The following is a 14,633-nucleotide window of genomic DNA, read 5'->3' as shown; positions in this document are numbered from 1 at the left end:
CAAGTTAGCGCTTACTCGCTACCCCCATCAACCCACGGAGTAATCTCAAGGATGCGATTAACGACGAAGTTCTCAGCTTTTATCACCTTGCTGACGGGTCTTACCATTTTTGTCACCCTTCTGGGCTGCTCTCTCAGCTTTTACAACGCCATTCAGGACAAACTGGTCAATCGGGTACAGTCTGTCGCGTCGGTGATTGATACGCGTCTGCTAACGACGCCGCTACCAACGCTTACCAGTGAGCTTGATGAGTTGATGGTACCTGTTGATATTGTTCAGATCGACATTCAGCAGGGAAAGCATCGTGTTTTAAGCCATGAACGGCCGGGGAGCTATCGACCTGCGGGCGTGGTGAGCCAGTATCGGGAAGTAACGGTGCATTCCCTCAAAAATCCAGGGATGACCATACGCATGGTCTATCTCGATCCGATGGCCAGCTATTTCCGATCCATGATGACCACCGCGCCGCTCACCGTCGCGGTGGCGTTTATCGTCCTGCTGATCTTTCTCGCGGTCCGCTGGCTGCGCCGCCAGCTCTCCGGCCAGGAGCTGCTGGAGATGCGCTCCGTACGTATCCTGAACGGTGAACGCGGCCCGCAGGTTCGCGGCTCGGTTCATGAATGGCCTTCACGCGCCAGCAGCGCGCTGGATACCTTGCTCTCCGAGGTCCAGTTTGCCAGCGACCAGCGCAGCCGTATGGATACGCTGATCCGCTCTTATGCTGCGCAGGATAATAAAACTGGCCTCAACAATCGTCTTTTCTTTGATAATCAGCTGGCCACGCTACTCGACGATTCAGAAAAAGTGGGGACACATGGGGTAGTGATGATGATTCGCCTGCCCGATTTCGATCTCCTGCGCGACACCTGGGGACAGCGGGCCGCGGAAGAAAATCTCTTTACGCTGATCAACCTGCTTTCCACCTTTATTATGCGCTACCCGGGGGCATTACTGGCCCGCTATCACCGTAGTGACTTTGCCGTGTTGCTGCCGCACCGTACGCTGAAGGAGTCGGAAAGCATCGCCAGCCAGCTGCTGAAGGCGGTGGATGCGCTGCCGCAGAGCAAAATGCTCGACAGGGACGATATGGTCCACATGGGGATCTGCGCCTGGCGTGGCGGGCAATCGACAGAACAGGTAATGGAACATGCTGAAGCCGCTACCCGCAACGCTGTCTTGCAGGGGGCGAACGGATGGGCGGTGTATGATGACTCGCTGCCGGAAAAAGGGCGCGGCAACGTGCGCTGGCGAACGCTGATTGAGCAAATGCTTAGCCGCGGCGGACCGCGTATTTATCAAAAACCCGCGGTCATGAAAAACGGCAATGTTCATCACCGAGAGCTGATGTGTCGTATTTTTGACGGTACCGAAGAGGTCATTTCGGCGGAATATCTGCCGATGGTGCTGCAATTTGGGCTGTCCGAAGAGTATGACCGCCAGCAAATTACCCGGCTGATTCCGTTTTTATCCTTCTGGCCTGAAGAAAACCTGGCGTTACAGGTCACCGTTGAGTCGTTAATACGCCCACGTTTTCAGCGCTGGCTACGTGATACATTAATGCAATGCGAAAAATCACAGCGCAAACACATTATTTTTGAACTTGCTGAGGCCGATGTAGGTCAACACATCAGCCGGTTACGTCCGGTGGTACGTTTGATCAATGCGCTCGGTGCGCGTGTAGCGGTGACGCAGGCTGGTTTAACGCTGGTCAGTACCAACTGGATCAAGGAACTGGATGTGGAGTTATTAAAGCTACATCCGGGGCTGGTAAGGAATATCGAGAAGCGTACGGAAAACCAGCTTCTTGTACAGAGTCTGGTAGAAGCATGCAAGGGAACGCGAACACAAGTGTTTGCCACGGGCGTGCGCTCCAGAAGCGAATGGCAGATGTTAACAGCGCGCGGCGTGATGGGTGGTCAGGGGGATTTTTTTGCTGCCTCTCAACCGCTTGACACCAACGTGAAAAAATATTTGCAAAGATACTCTGTTTGACCTGCCGTTTACGCTGTTTTCACGTAGAATATCGCGCCTGTAGCTTTGAGTATGTCGAGCAAAAAGCCAGTGAACGACCTTTAATGGGTTACAAACGTCAGTGGGGAACGCAACTGTTTACTCAGCCCTGAAGGAGTCAGGGGATGATTTTGTAACATCAGGAAACGTACTGCATAAATTTTCACCGTTGCAGATGATTTTTGCGCCTTGTCGCTGCTGCGTGTGGTTGGTAAAGTAAGCGGATTTTGTTTTCCGCCCCAGCTTTCAGGATTATCCCTTAGTATGTTGAAAAAATTTCGTGGCATGTTTTCCAATGACCTGTCCATTGACCTGGGTACCGCGAATACCCTTATTTATGTAAAAGGACAAGGCATCGTATTGAATGAGCCTTCCGTTGTGGCCATTCGTCAGGATCGTGCTGGCTCGCCAAAAAGCGTGGCCGCAGTGGGTCATGACGCGAAGCAGATGCTGGGTCGTACCCCTGGCAACATCGCCGCTATCCGCCCAATGAAAGACGGCGTTATCGCCGACTTCTTCGTGACTGAAAAAATGCTTCAGCACTTCATCAAGCAGGTTCACAGCAACAGCTTCATGCGTCCAAGCCCGCGTGTTCTGGTGTGTGTACCGGTTGGCGCAACCCAGGTAGAACGTCGCGCAATCCGTGAATCTGCCCAGGGTGCAGGTGCGCGTGAAGTGTTCCTGATTGAAGAGCCAATGGCGGCGGCAATCGGTGCAGGTCTGCCTGTGTCTGAAGCGACCGGTTCCATGGTGGTGGATATCGGTGGTGGTACCACTGAAGTGGCCGTTATCTCTCTGAACGGCGTGGTGTACTCCTCTTCCGTACGTATCGGTGGTGACCGCTTCGACGAAGCCATCATTAATTATGTGCGCCGTAACTACGGCTCTCTGATCGGTGAAGCCACCGCAGAGCGTATCAAACATGAAATCGGCTCTGCGTATCCGGGCGATGAAGTGCGTGAGATCGAAGTACGTGGGCGTAACCTGGCTGAGGGTGTTCCACGCGGTTTCACCCTGAACTCCAACGAAATTCTGGAAGCACTGCAGGAACCACTGACGGGCATCGTGAGCGCGGTAATGGTCGCGCTGGAACAGTGTCCACCAGAGCTGGCGTCCGATATCTCCGAGCGCGGTATGGTTCTGACCGGTGGTGGTGCGCTGCTGCGTAACCTCGACCGCCTGTTAATGGAAGAGACAGGTATTCCTGTCGTAGTTGCAGAAGATCCACTGACTTGCGTCGCCCGTGGTGGTGGCAAGGCGCTGGAAATGATCGACATGCACGGCGGCGATTTGTTCAGCGAAGAGTAGTCGAGTTTGAGAGGGTAGCAATTTGCTACCCTTTCTCTCTGACGCGAGAATACGCATAGCCTATGAAGCCAATTTTTAGCCGTGGCCCATCGCTACAGTTTCGCCTTATTCTGGCGGTTCTGGTTGCGCTTGGGGTCATTATTGCCGATAGCCGCCTCGGTACGTTCAGCCAGATCAGAACGTACATGGATACCGCCGTCAGTCCTTTCTACTTTGTTTCAAATGGTCCCCGTGAACTGCTCGACTCCGTTTCTCAAACGCTGTCTTCGCGTGACCAACTCGAACTCGAAAACCGGGCATTACGTCAGGAACTGTTGCTGAAAAACAGCGAACTGCTGATGCTGGGGCAATACAAGCAGGAAAACGCGCGACTGCGTGAACTGCTCGGCTCGCCGCTGCGTCAGGATGAGCAGAAGATGGTTACCCAGGTGATCTCCACCGTGAACGACCCTTACAGCGATCAGGTTGTGATCGACAAAGGGAGCGTGAACGGGGTGTATGAAGGCCAGCCAGTTATCAGTGATAAAGGCGTAGTAGGCCAGGTTGTTGCCGTGGCTAAACTGACCAGCCGCGTGCTGCTGATTTGCGACGCCACGCATGCGCTGCCGATCCAGGTCCTGCGCAACGACATCCGCGTGATCGCGGCCGGTAACGGCTGTACGGACGACCTGCAGCTGGAACACCTGCCGGCTAACACGGATATCCGCGTAGGCGACGTGCTGGTGACGTCTGGTCTGGGTGGACGCTTCCCTGAAGGTTATCCGGTTGCGGTGGTCTCTTCGGTCAAGCTGGATACCCAGCGTGCCTATACCGTGATTCAGGCGCGTCCAACTGCTGGTTTGCAGCGTCTGCGCTATCTGCTGCTGCTGTGGGGTGCCGATCGTAACGGGGCTAACCCGATGACGCCTGAAGAGGTCCATCGCGTAGCAAACGAGCGCCTGATGCAGATGATGCCGCAGGTTCTTCCGCCTGCGGATTCCATGGGGCCGCCTGCGCCAGTCCCGGCGCCGGCAACCGGGTTAACGCAGCCGCTGCCGGATGCGCCGCCACCGCCTAAACTCTCTTCGGGAGGGCAGTAGTGGCAAGCTATCGTAGCCAGGGACGCTGGGTCATCTGGCTCTCGTTTCTTATTGCACTGTTACTGCAGGTTATGCCCTGGCCGGATGACATTCTCGTTTTCCGGCCAAACTGGGTATTGCTCATTTTACTCTACTGGATCCTTGCCCTGCCGCATCGCGTAAATGTCGGCACGGGTTTCGTGATGGGTGCCATACTGGATCTCATTAGCGGCTCTACGCTTGGCGTGCGCGCCTTGTCCATGAGCATTATTGCGTACCTCGTCGCACTCAAATTCCAGCTCTTTCGTAACCTTGCGCTCTGGCAACAGGCCCTGGTTGTGATGCTATTGTCGCTCGCTGCGGATATCGTTGTTTTCTGGGCAGAGTTTTTAGTGATCAACGTCTCTTTCCGACCGGAAGTGTTCTGGAGTAGTGTAGTAAACGGTGTGCTCTGGCCATGGCTATTCCTGCTGATGCGTAAGGTTCGCCAGCAGTTTGCTGTGCAATAAAAGGTTTCTATGACGTCTTTGTATCTCGCTTCCGGCTCCCCGCGCCGTCAGGAACTCCTGACGCAGCTAGGGGTCTCTTTTGAACGCATCGTGACCGGCATTGAAGAAAAACGTGCTGAGGGCGAAAGCGCTCAACAGTACGTGTCTCGCCTGGCGCGGGAGAAAGCGCAGGCGGGCGTGGCCAGTGTGCCACGCGATCTTCCCGTGCTGGGGGCAGATACCATCGTTATCCTGAACGGTGAAGTGCTGGAGAAACCGCACGACGCCGATCATGCAGCGCGCATGCTGCGCAAGCTGTCCGGACAAACGCATCAGGTGATGACGGCCGTCGCGCTGGCTGACAGCCAGCACGTGCTGGACTGCCTGGTGGTGACGGAAGTGACCTTCAGAGTACTTACCGACGACGACATCGCCGCTTATATTGCCAGCGGTGAACCGATGGATAAAGCAGGTGCATACGGTATTCAGGGGCTGGGTGGCTGTTTTGTCAGGAAGATTCATGGCAGCTATCACGCCGTAGTCGGCTTACCGCTGGTGGAAACGTATGAGTTGCTGAGCAATTTTAACTCACTGCGTGAGGGAAGGGATAATTATGACGGCTGAATTGTTGGTAAACGTAACGCCCTCGGAAACCCGTGTGGCCTATATTGATGGTGGCATTCTTCAGGAAATTCATATTGAGCGTGAAGCGCGGCGCGGAATAGTAGGCAATATCTACAAAGGTCGTGTCAGTCGTGTACTACCGGGTATGCAGGCGGCTTTTGTAGATATTGGACTCGATAAGGCGGCATTTTTACATGCCTCCGATATCATGCCGCACACCGAGTGCGTCGCGGGCGAAGAGCAAAAGCAGTTTGCCGTGCGCGACATTTCTGAACTGGTGCGTCAGGGACAGGATCTGATGGTGCAGGTGGTGAAAGATCCCCTCGGTACCAAAGGCGCCCGTCTGACCACCGACATCACCTTACCTTCCCGCTATCTGGTCTTTATGCCCGGCGCGTCGCACGTGGGCGTTTCGCAGCGTATTGAGAGTGAAACCGAGCGCGAGCGTCTGAAGAAAGTGGTCAGCGCCTACTGCGATGAACAGGGCGGATTTATTATCCGTACCGCCGCGGAAGGGATCAGCGAGGAAGACCTGGCGTCGGATGCGGCTTACCTGAAGCGCGTCTGGACAAAAGTGATGGAGCGTAAAAAACGTAACCAGACCCGCTATCAGCTCTATGGTGAGCTGGCGCTGGCGCAGCGCGTTCTGCGTGATTTTGCCGACGCGCAGCTCGACCGCATTCGCGTGGACTCTCGTCTGACGTACGAGGCCCTGCTCGAGTTTACCGCCGAATATATCCCTGAGATGCCTGGCCTGCTGGAGCACTACACCGGGCGTCAGCCGATCTTCGATCTCTATGATGTCGAAAACGAGATCCAGCGTGCCCTGGAGCGTAAGGTCGAGCTGAAGTCAGGCGGCTATCTGATCATCGATCAGACTGAAGCGATGACTACCGTCGATATCAACACCGGCGCTTTTGTCGGCCATCGCAACCTGGATGACACCATCTTCAACACCAATATCGAAGCCACGCAGGCCATTGCGCGCCAGCTTCGTCTGCGCAATCTGGGCGGCATTATCATCATCGACTTCATCGATATGAGTAATGAAGACCACCGTCGCCGCGTGCTGCACTCGCTTGAGCAGGCGCTGAGCAAAGACCGCGTGAAAACCAGCATTAACGGCTTCTCGCAGCTGGGGCTGGTGGAAATGACGCGTAAGCGTACCCGCGAGAGCGTGGAGCATGTGCTGTGCAATGAATGCCCAACCTGCCATGGACGCGGAACGGTAAAGACGGTTGAGACCGTCTGCTACGAAATTATGCGTGAAATCGTCCGTGTTCATCATGCCTACGACTCCGATCGTTTTCTGGTCTATGCTTCCCCTGCGGTGGCTGAAGCGCTGAAAGGCGAAGAGTCGCACGCGCTGGCGGAAGTGGAAATCTTTGTCGGCAAACAGGTAAAAGTACAAATTGAACCGCTCTATAACCAGGAGCAGTTTGACGTCGTGATGATGTAAGCGCAGTACGCTGCGTGACGAAGCTGACAAGGAGAGATGCGTGAGGCGATTGCCGGGGATTTTATTGCTTACAGGGGCAACGCTGGTCGTGATTGTCGCGTTGCTCGTGAGCGGGCTACGCCTCGTTTTACCGCATCTGGACAGCTGGCGTCCGCAGCTGCTGGCGAAAATCGAATCCACCACCGGCGTGCCGGTGAACGTAAGCCAGGTTAGCGCTAACTGGCAGAATTTTGGCCCGACGCTTGATGTCCGGGATATCAACGCCAGCCTGAAAGATGGCGGCTACCTGAAAATCAAACGCGTGACCCTGGCGCTGGACGTCTGGCAAAGCCTGCTGCATCTGCGCTGGCAGTTTCGCGATCTCACCTTTTATCAGCTCCAGTTTCTGACCAATACGCCGCTGTCTGGCGGCGATAGCGGTCAGGGTCTTGAAGCTAACCGCTTCAGCGATCTTTTCCTCCGCCAGTTCGATCATTTCGATCTGCGCGACAGCGAAGTGAGCTTTATTACCCTTTCCGGGCAGCGCGCCGAGCTGGCGATCCCGCAGCTTACCTGGCTTAACGGTAAGGATCGGCACCGCGCCGAGGGGCAGGTCAATCTCTCGAGCCTGAACGGCCAGCACGGCGTGATGCAGGTGCGTATGGATCTGCGCGACGATGACGGCCTGTTAAATAACGGCAAAGTCTGGCTGCAGGCCGACGATGTGGACGTCAAGCCGTGGCTGGGCGACTGGCTCCAGCAAAACATGCAGCTGGAAACGGCCCGCTTCAGCCTTGAGGGCTGGTTGACCCTGACGAAAGGCGAATTTGCCAGCGGCGATATCTGGCTCAAGCAGGGGGGCGCGAGCTGGAAAGGCGAAAAACAACAGCATCAGCTTTCCGTCGATAACCTCACCGCGCACGTGACGCAGGAGAAAGAGGGCTGGCAGTTTGCCATTCCCGATACGCGCATCACGATGGACGGCAAGCCGTGGCCGCGCGGTGCGCTGACGCTGGCCTGGATGCCGGAGCAGGACGTTGGCGGCACGGCCAGTAAACGCAGCGACGAGCTGCGCATCCGTGCCAGTAACCTGGATTTGGCCGCCATTGAAGGGCTACGCTCGATGGCGGCAAAGCTCTCTCCTGACCTGGGCGAGATCTGGCTGGCTACGCAGCCGAGCGGAAAGATTGATTCTCTGGCGCTGGATATTCCGCTTCAGGCGACGGAAAAAACCCGTTTCCAGGCGACATGGAAAGATCTTGCCTGGAAACAGTGGAAGCTGCTGCCGGGTGCGGAGCACTTCAGCGGCAAGCTGGAAGGCAGCGTGGAGAATGGCAGGCTGACGGTTGATATGCACGACGCCAAAATGCCTTACGAGACGGTCTTCCGCGCGCCGCTGGAAATCGAACAGGGCAACGCAGTGCTTAACTGGCTCCGTAACGATAAGGGTTTCCAGCTCGATGGTCGGCATATCGACGTCAAAGCGAAAGCGGTGCACGCGCGCGGCGATTTCCGCTATATGCAGCCTGAAGGCGATGAGCCATGGCTGGGGATTCTGGCCGGGATCAGTACCGATGATGGCTCCCAGGCCTGGCGCTATTTCCCGGAAAACCTGATGGGGAAAGCGCTGGTAGACTATCTCAGCGGCGCGATTCAGGGCGGTCAGGCGGATAATGCCACGCTGGTCTACGGCGGTAATCCCCATCTGTTCCCGTACAAACACAATGAAGGTCAGTTCCAGGTTCTGGTCCCGCTGCATGACGCCACCTTCGCGTTCCAGCCCGGCTGGCCCGCGCTGAAAAACCTGGATATCGAACTTAATTTCCTCAATGACGGCCTCTGGATGAAGTCCGACAGCGTGGCGCTGGGCGGCGTGACGGCCAGCAACCTGACGGCCAACATCCCGGATTACTCCAAAGAGAAGCTGCTGATTGATGCCGAGATCAACGGTCCCGGCAAGGCGGTGGGACCGTACTTTGAGGAGACGCCGCTGAAAGAGTCGCTGGCGGCGACGCTTCAGCAGCTCCAGCTTGATGGCGATGTGAATGCTCGCTTACATCTTGATATCCCGCTGGACGGAGAGATGACCACCGCCAAAGGTGATGTCCGCCTGAAGAACAACAGCCTGTTCATCAAACCCCTTGAGAGCACGCTGAAAAATCTCAGCGGGCAGTTCAGCTTTGAAAACGGTAACCTGAAGAGCGAGCCGCTTACTGCCAGCTGGTTTAATCAGCCCGTGAATATCGACTTCACGACCACAGAGGGTGAAAAGGCTTATCAGGTGGCCGTCAATCTGGACGGCAACTGGCAGCCAGCGCGTATGGACGTCCTGCCGAAGCCCATCGAGGCGTCGGTGGATGGCGCGGTCGCCTGGCAGGGTAAAGTGGCAATCGACCTGCCTTATCACGCGGGCGCCCAGTATAAGGTCGACATCACGGGTGACCTGAAGAATATTCGAAGCCAGCTGCCAGCGCCGCTGGATAAACAGGCCGGACAGCCGCTGCCGGTAAAGCTGAACGTCGATGGCAACCTGAACAGCTTCGCGCTGACCGGCAGCGCGGGCGGGACAAACCACTTCAACAGCCGCTGGCTGCTTAACCGCAAGCTCACCCTCGACAAAGCCATCTGGACAACGGATAGCCGCTCCACGCCGCCGCTGCCGGAGCAGACGGGCGTTGAGCTGAATCTCCCACCGATGGACGGTGCAGAGTGGCTGGCGCTTTTCCAGAAAGGCGTTGGGCAAAACGTTGATGAAACCGCCCAGTTCCCGCAAACCATTACCGTACGTACGCCTTCGCTGATGCTGGGCGGGCAGCAGTGGAACAACCTGAGCATCGTCTCGCAGCCTGGCGCTAACGGCACGAAGGTAGAGGCCCAGGGCAGAGAGATCAACGGTACTTTGACCATGCGCAATCACGCGCCATGGCAGGCGGCGATTCGCTATCTCTACTACAACCCGGCAAGCGCCACGAGCGGGAAAGATAAACCGGCAGAAGCGTCTCCGCTGAGTAATGTCTCCCGCGTCGATTTTAGCGGCTGGCCCGATCTCCAGCTGCGCTGTGCTGAGTGCTGGCTGTGGGGGCAGAAATATGGCCGTATTGACGGTGATTTCACTATTCAGGCTAACACGCTTACGCTCTCCGGCGGCCTGGTTGATACCGGTTTTGGCCGCATGACGGCCGCAGGGGAATGGGTGAATAACCCGGGCGAGCAGCGAACTTCCCTGAAGGGTGACATTAAAGGCAACAAGCTGGATGCGGCAGCCAATTTCTTTGGTATCAGCACGCCGCTGCGCGGCTCGTCATTTGACGTCGATTATGATCTTCACTGGCGTGACGCTCCGTGGAAGCCGGATGAGGCCTCGCTGAACGGCATTCTGAAAACCCGCTTCGGCAAAGGTGAAATTGCCGACGTGAGCACGGGGCGCGCCGGGCAGATCCTGCGCCTGCTGAGTTTTGATGCGCTGCTGCGCAAGCTGCGCTTCGATTTCAGCGATACGTTCAGCGAAGGTTTCTACTACGATTCCATCCGCAGTACGGCATGGATTAAGGACGGCGTTCTGCATACGGACGATACGCTGGTGGATGGCCTGGAAGCAGATATCGCCATGAAAGGCTCGGTCAACCTCGTGCGCCGCGAATTGGATATGGAAGCCGTAGTGGCACCGGAAATTTCCGCGAGCGTGGGCGTTGCGGCGGCCTTTGTGGTGAACCCGATTGTCGGTGCGGCGGTGTTTGCCGCCAGCAAAGTGCTGGGGCCGCTGTGGAGCAAGGTCTCCATTCTGCGCTACCGCATTACCGGTCCGGTCGATAAACCGCAGATTAACGAGGTGCTGCGCCAGCCGCGCAAAGATGCACAGCAATGATTTGACGTGGGCAGGTAATTGCCTCACTCTCAATAAATACGATCTTTATACCGCCACGGGCGGCAACGAACGAGTAGCAATACGATGAGTCTGAACCTGGTAAGTGAACATTTGCTCGCAGCGAACGGCCTGAATCATCAGGACCTGTTCTCCATTCTTGGTCAACTGACCGAACGCCGTCTCGACTACGGCGACCTTTATTTCCAGTCGAGCTATCACGAATCCTGGGTTTTAGAAGACAGCATCATTAAAGATGGCTCTTACAACATCGACCAGGGCGTCGGCGTCCGCGCCGTTAGCGGCGAGAAAACCGGTTTTGCCTATGCCGATCAGATTAGCCTGGCTGCACTTGAGCAGAGCGCGCAGGCCGCGCGTACCATTGTGCGTGATACCGGCGATGGTCGCGTGAAAACCCTTGGAGAAGTGCAGCACTCTGCGCTCTATACCAGCATCGATCCTCTGCAGAGCATGAGCCGTGAAGAGAAGCTGGATATCCTGCGTCGCGTGGACAAAGTCGCCCGCGCGGCGGATAAACGCGTGCAGGAGGTTTCAGCCAGCCTGAGCGGTGTGTATGAACTGATTCTGGTGGCGGCAACGGACGGCACTCTGGCGGCAGACGTTCGCCCGCTGGTACGTCTCTCCATCAGCGTGCAGGTCGACGACGATGGCAAACGCGAGCGCGGCTCAAGCGGTGGCGGCGGTCGTTTCGGCTATGACTGGTTCCTGGGCGACGTTGACGGTGAAGCGCGCGCTGACGCGTGGGCAAAAGAAGCCGTGCGCATGGCGCTGGTGAATCTGAATGCCGTCGCGGCGCCGGCGGGCTCATTCCCGGTGGTGCTGGGTGCTGGCTGGCCGGGCGTGCTGCTGCACGAGGCGGTAGGCCACGGGCTGGAAGGCGACTTTAACCGTCGCGGGACGTCGGTCTTCAGCGGTCAGATCGGGCAGCTTGTCTCCTCTGAACTGTGCACCGTGGTGGATGACGGCACGATGCGCGATCGTCGCGGCTCGGTGGCTATCGACGATGAAGGTACGCCCGGCCAGTACAACGTGCTGATCGAAAATGGCGTGCTGAAAGGCTACATGCAGGACAAACTCAACGCGCGCCTGATGGGCGTCGCGCCGACGGGCAACGGACGTCGCGAATCTTACGCGCACCTGCCGATGCCGCGCATGACCAACACGTATATGCTGCCGGGTAAATCCACGCCGCAGGAGATTATCGAATCCGTTGATTACGGTATCTTTGCGCCAAACTTTGGCGGCGGCCAGGTGGACATCACCTCCGGTAAGTTTGTCTTCTCTACTTCAGAAGCGTACCTGATCGAGAAGGGCAAAGTGACCAAAGCGGTGAAAGGTGCGACGCTGATTGGCTCCGGTATTGAAGCCATGCAGCAGATCTCGATGGTCGGTAACGATCTGAAGCTGGATAACGGCGTGGGCGTCTGCGGTAAAGAGGGCCAGAGCCTGCCGGTTGGCGTGGGCCAGCCAACGCTGAAAGTGGACAACCTGACGGTGGGCGGCACGGCGTAAGTTTTCCCGTCACTCTAACCCTCTCCCAAACCGGGAGAGGTGTCTTGAATTACAAAACCTATTCTTTCCTTCTTCCCCGCATCCCCTGAAACAGCTCTGCTACGTCAACAAAATACTCGGTCAGATAGTTAATACACACCTGCACCTTGAGCGGGAGTTTGTCTTTTTCGGTATACAGGGCGTACACCGGACGCGGATCGGACTGGTAGCGCGGGAAGAGGATCTCAAGCACGCCGCTGTTGATCTCGTTGATGACCCACATTAACGGCACGTAGGCAATCCCGGCGCCGGCCACCAGCCAGCGCGAAATGGTCATCGGATCGTTAGTGACAAATCGCCCTTCCGGCAGCAGTTTGGTGGAGATCCCTTCCGGGGCAATCAGCTCAAATTCATTGTCGGGCCGCACGCTGTATTCCAGCCACGAGTGGTTGGTGAGATCGGCGGGTTTCTCCGGAACACCGTACTGGGCCAGATAGCTCTTCGAAGCGCAGACGACCATCGGCATGCTGCCCAGCCGACGCGAGAACAGGCTGGAATCCTGCAGCGCGCCGACGCGGATCACCACGTCCAGACCGTCGGCAATCAGGTCAGGCGCCGGGATACCCGTCACCAGATTAACGGTAAGCCCGGGATACTCTTTCAGCATATCCGCCGTCATGGCAGCGAGAACATTTTGTGCCATAGTTGAAGAACACCCGATGCGCAGCGTGCCGATGGGGGTGTTGTTGAAGGCGTAGAGCTGTTCGTGAACATCCTGCACTTCCAGCAGCATACGGCGACAGCCCTGATAGTAAATTTTGCCCGCTTCCGTCAGGCCAATGCTGCGGGTGCTGCGGTTGAGCAGCTTGACCTGAAGCTCATCTTCCAGTTTGGACACCGTCTGGCTGATGGATGAGACGCTCATCTGAAGCTGGCGTGCAGCGGCGGTAAAGGAGCCCAGTTCAACCACTTTGGCGAAGACCGACATGCGTTTTAAACGTTCCATTGTTCACTCTGGCTTAAAAGTGATTTAGATCACATATTATAGATAACAGCATAACAGTTACGTTAATATATTATTTATTACATAACGGCTGCGCCATTCTCGCCCGGCGTTTCTTGCTCTCCTGCGATGGCGTGCGCTAAAAAAATTCTGAAGCCTGCACTCTCTCTAATCAAGGTCAACATGAGTCTGTTTCCCGTTATCGTGGTGTTCGGTCTGTCCTTCCCACCGATATTTTTCGAGCTTCTTTTATCACTGGCGATCTTCTGGCTGGTGCGCAAGGTGCTGGTCCCTACCGGGATCTACGATTTCGTCTGGCACCCTGCATTGTTCAATACCGCGCTGTATTGCTGCCTGTTTTATCTGATATCGCGCATGTTTGTCTGAGGTTGATGTGAAAACGCTAACAAGAAAAATCTCCCGCACTGCCATCACCATGGCGCTGGTTATCCTCGCCTTCATCGCTATTTTCCGCGCCTGGGTCTATTACACTGAATCACCGTGGACGCGTGATGCACGCTTCAGCGCCGATGTGGTGGCAATCGCTCCTGACGTGGCCGGTCTTATCACGGCGGTCAACGTCCACGATAACCAGCTGGTGAAAAAAGATCAGGTCCTGTTCACCATCGACCAGCCTCGTTACCAGAAAGCGCTGGAAGAGGCGGAAGCGGACGTGGCCTATTACCAGGCGCTGGCTGCGGAGAAACGCCGCGAGGCTGGCCGCCGTAACCAGCTTGGCGTTCAGGCAATGTCCCGTGAAGAGATTGACCAGTCCAACAACGTGCTGCAAACCGTGCTGCACCAGCTGGCGAAAGCGCAGGCAACGCGCGATCTGGCAAAGCTCGATCTTGAGCGTACCGTGATCCGCGCGCCGTCCGATGGCTGGGTGACCAACCTTAACGTCTATGCCGGGGAATTCATTACCCGTGGCTCAACCGCCGTGGCGCTGGTGAAACAGAACTCCTTCTACGTACTCGCCTATATGGAAGAGACCAAGCTGGAAGGCGTACGCCCGGGCTACCGGGCAGAAATTACGCCGCTGGGCAGCAATCGCGTCCTTAAAGGTACTGTCGACAGCGTCGCCGCAGGGGTGACTAACTCCAGCAGTTCGAATGATGCCAAAGGGATGGCAACGGTGGATTCCAACCTCGAGTGGGTGCGTCTGGCCCAGCGCGTGCCGGTCCGTATCCACCTGGACGAACAGCAGGGCAACCTGTGGCCTGCGGGTACCACGGCGACGGTGGTGATCACCGGTGAAAAGGACCGGGATGCCAGCCAGGACTCGTTCTTCCGTAAAATTGCCCACCGCCTGCGCGAGTTTGGTTAATCG

General features: G+C 56.6%; 11 protein-coding genes. 10 read left to right on the top strand and 1 reads right to left on the bottom strand.

From position 1 onward, the window contains the following. Positions 1 to 51: 51 nt before the first annotated feature. The 8 genes from csrD to tldD all read left to right on the top strand — a co-directional run bounded on the left by csrD (position 52) and on the right by tldD (position 12,321). On the top strand, positions 52 to 1,992 hold the full coding sequence (csrD, locus tag UR504_RS10310) for an RNase E specificity factor CsrD (RefSeq protein WP_111964995.1): 1,941 nt from the start codon (positions 52 to 54) through the stop codon (positions 1,990 to 1,992). Positions 1,993 to 2,274: 282 nt separating this feature from the next. Beyond that, positions 2,275 to 3,318, top strand: a complete 1,044-nt coding sequence (gene mreB, locus UR504_RS10305; RefSeq protein ID WP_000913396.1) for a rod shape-determining protein MreB — start codon at positions 2,275 to 2,277, stop codon at positions 3,316 to 3,318. Positions 3,319 to 3,380: 62 nt separating this feature from the next. Beyond that, positions 3,381 to 4,397 carry a rod shape-determining protein MreC gene (mreC, locus tag UR504_RS10300; RefSeq protein WP_023309400.1) on the top strand — a complete coding sequence of 339 codons (1,017 nt, stop codon included), beginning with the start codon at positions 3,381 to 3,383 and terminating at the stop codon, positions 4,395 to 4,397. Beyond that, positions 4,397 to 4,885, top strand: a complete 489-nt coding sequence (gene mreD, locus UR504_RS10295; protein WP_023309399.1) for a rod shape-determining protein MreD — start codon at positions 4,397 to 4,399, stop codon at positions 4,883 to 4,885. The genes mreC and mreD overlap by 1 nt, the downstream gene beginning before the upstream one ends. 9 nt (positions 4,886 to 4,894) lie before the next feature. Further along, the gene (locus UR504_RS10290; protein WP_111964994.1) at positions 4,895 to 5,488 is read left to right on the top strand and encodes a Maf family protein; all 594 of its coding nucleotides are present in this window, start codon (positions 4,895 to 4,897) and stop codon (positions 5,486 to 5,488) included. Further along, on the top strand, positions 5,478 to 6,947 hold the full coding sequence (gene rng, locus UR504_RS10285; protein WP_111964993.1) for a ribonuclease G: 1,470 nt from the start codon (positions 5,478 to 5,480) through the stop codon (positions 6,945 to 6,947). Before UR504_RS10290 ends, rng begins: the two co-directional genes overlap by 11 nt. Before the next feature lie 40 nt (positions 6,948 to 6,987). Continuing rightward, positions 6,988 to 10,791 carry an AsmA2 domain-containing protein YhdP gene (gene yhdP, locus UR504_RS10280; protein ID WP_302236959.1) on the top strand — a complete coding sequence of 1,268 codons (3,804 nt, stop codon included), beginning with the start codon at positions 6,988 to 6,990 and terminating at the stop codon, positions 10,789 to 10,791. A gap of 84 nt (positions 10,792 to 10,875) precedes the next feature. Continuing rightward, the gene (gene tldD, locus UR504_RS10275; RefSeq protein ID WP_023309396.1) at positions 10,876 to 12,321 is read left to right on the top strand and encodes a metalloprotease TldD; all 1,446 of its coding nucleotides are present in this window, start codon (positions 10,876 to 10,878) and stop codon (positions 12,319 to 12,321) included. Positions 12,322 to 12,379: 58 nt separating this feature from the next. Here the strand turns inward: tldD and aaeR are convergent, their stop codons facing one another. Then, positions 12,380 to 13,306, bottom strand: coding sequence for an HTH-type transcriptional activator AaeR (gene aaeR, locus UR504_RS10270; RefSeq protein ID WP_023616809.1), 927 nt, complete (start codon positions 13,304 to 13,306; stop codon positions 12,380 to 12,382). A gap of 180 nt (positions 13,307 to 13,486) precedes the next feature. On the opposite strand from aaeR, the gene aaeX reads away from it, so the two are divergent. Together aaeX and aaeA are read left to right on the top strand one after the other, a co-directional pair. Then, the gene (gene aaeX / locus UR504_RS10265; protein WP_003860416.1) at positions 13,487 to 13,690 is read left to right on the top strand and encodes a p-hydroxybenzoic acid efflux pump operon protein AaeX; all 204 of its coding nucleotides are present in this window, start codon (positions 13,487 to 13,489) and stop codon (positions 13,688 to 13,690) included. A 7-nt stretch (positions 13,691 to 13,697) separates the two neighbouring features. Beyond that, positions 13,698 to 14,630: a p-hydroxybenzoic acid efflux pump subunit AaeA gene (gene aaeA, locus UR504_RS10260; RefSeq protein WP_248174950.1), complete on the top strand. Its 933-nt coding sequence runs from the start codon at positions 13,698 to 13,700 to the stop codon at positions 14,628 to 14,630. Positions 14,631 to 14,633 lie beyond the last annotated feature (3 nt).

It is taken from the genome of Enterobacter sp. 241F3, assembly GCF_034106785.1.
Taxonomy (GTDB): domain Bacteria; phylum Pseudomonadota; class Gammaproteobacteria; order Enterobacterales; family Enterobacteriaceae; genus Enterobacter; species Enterobacter vonholyi.
The sequence above is the reverse complement of the archived record's forward strand: the minus strand, read 5'-3'. Positions and strand labels throughout refer to the sequence as shown.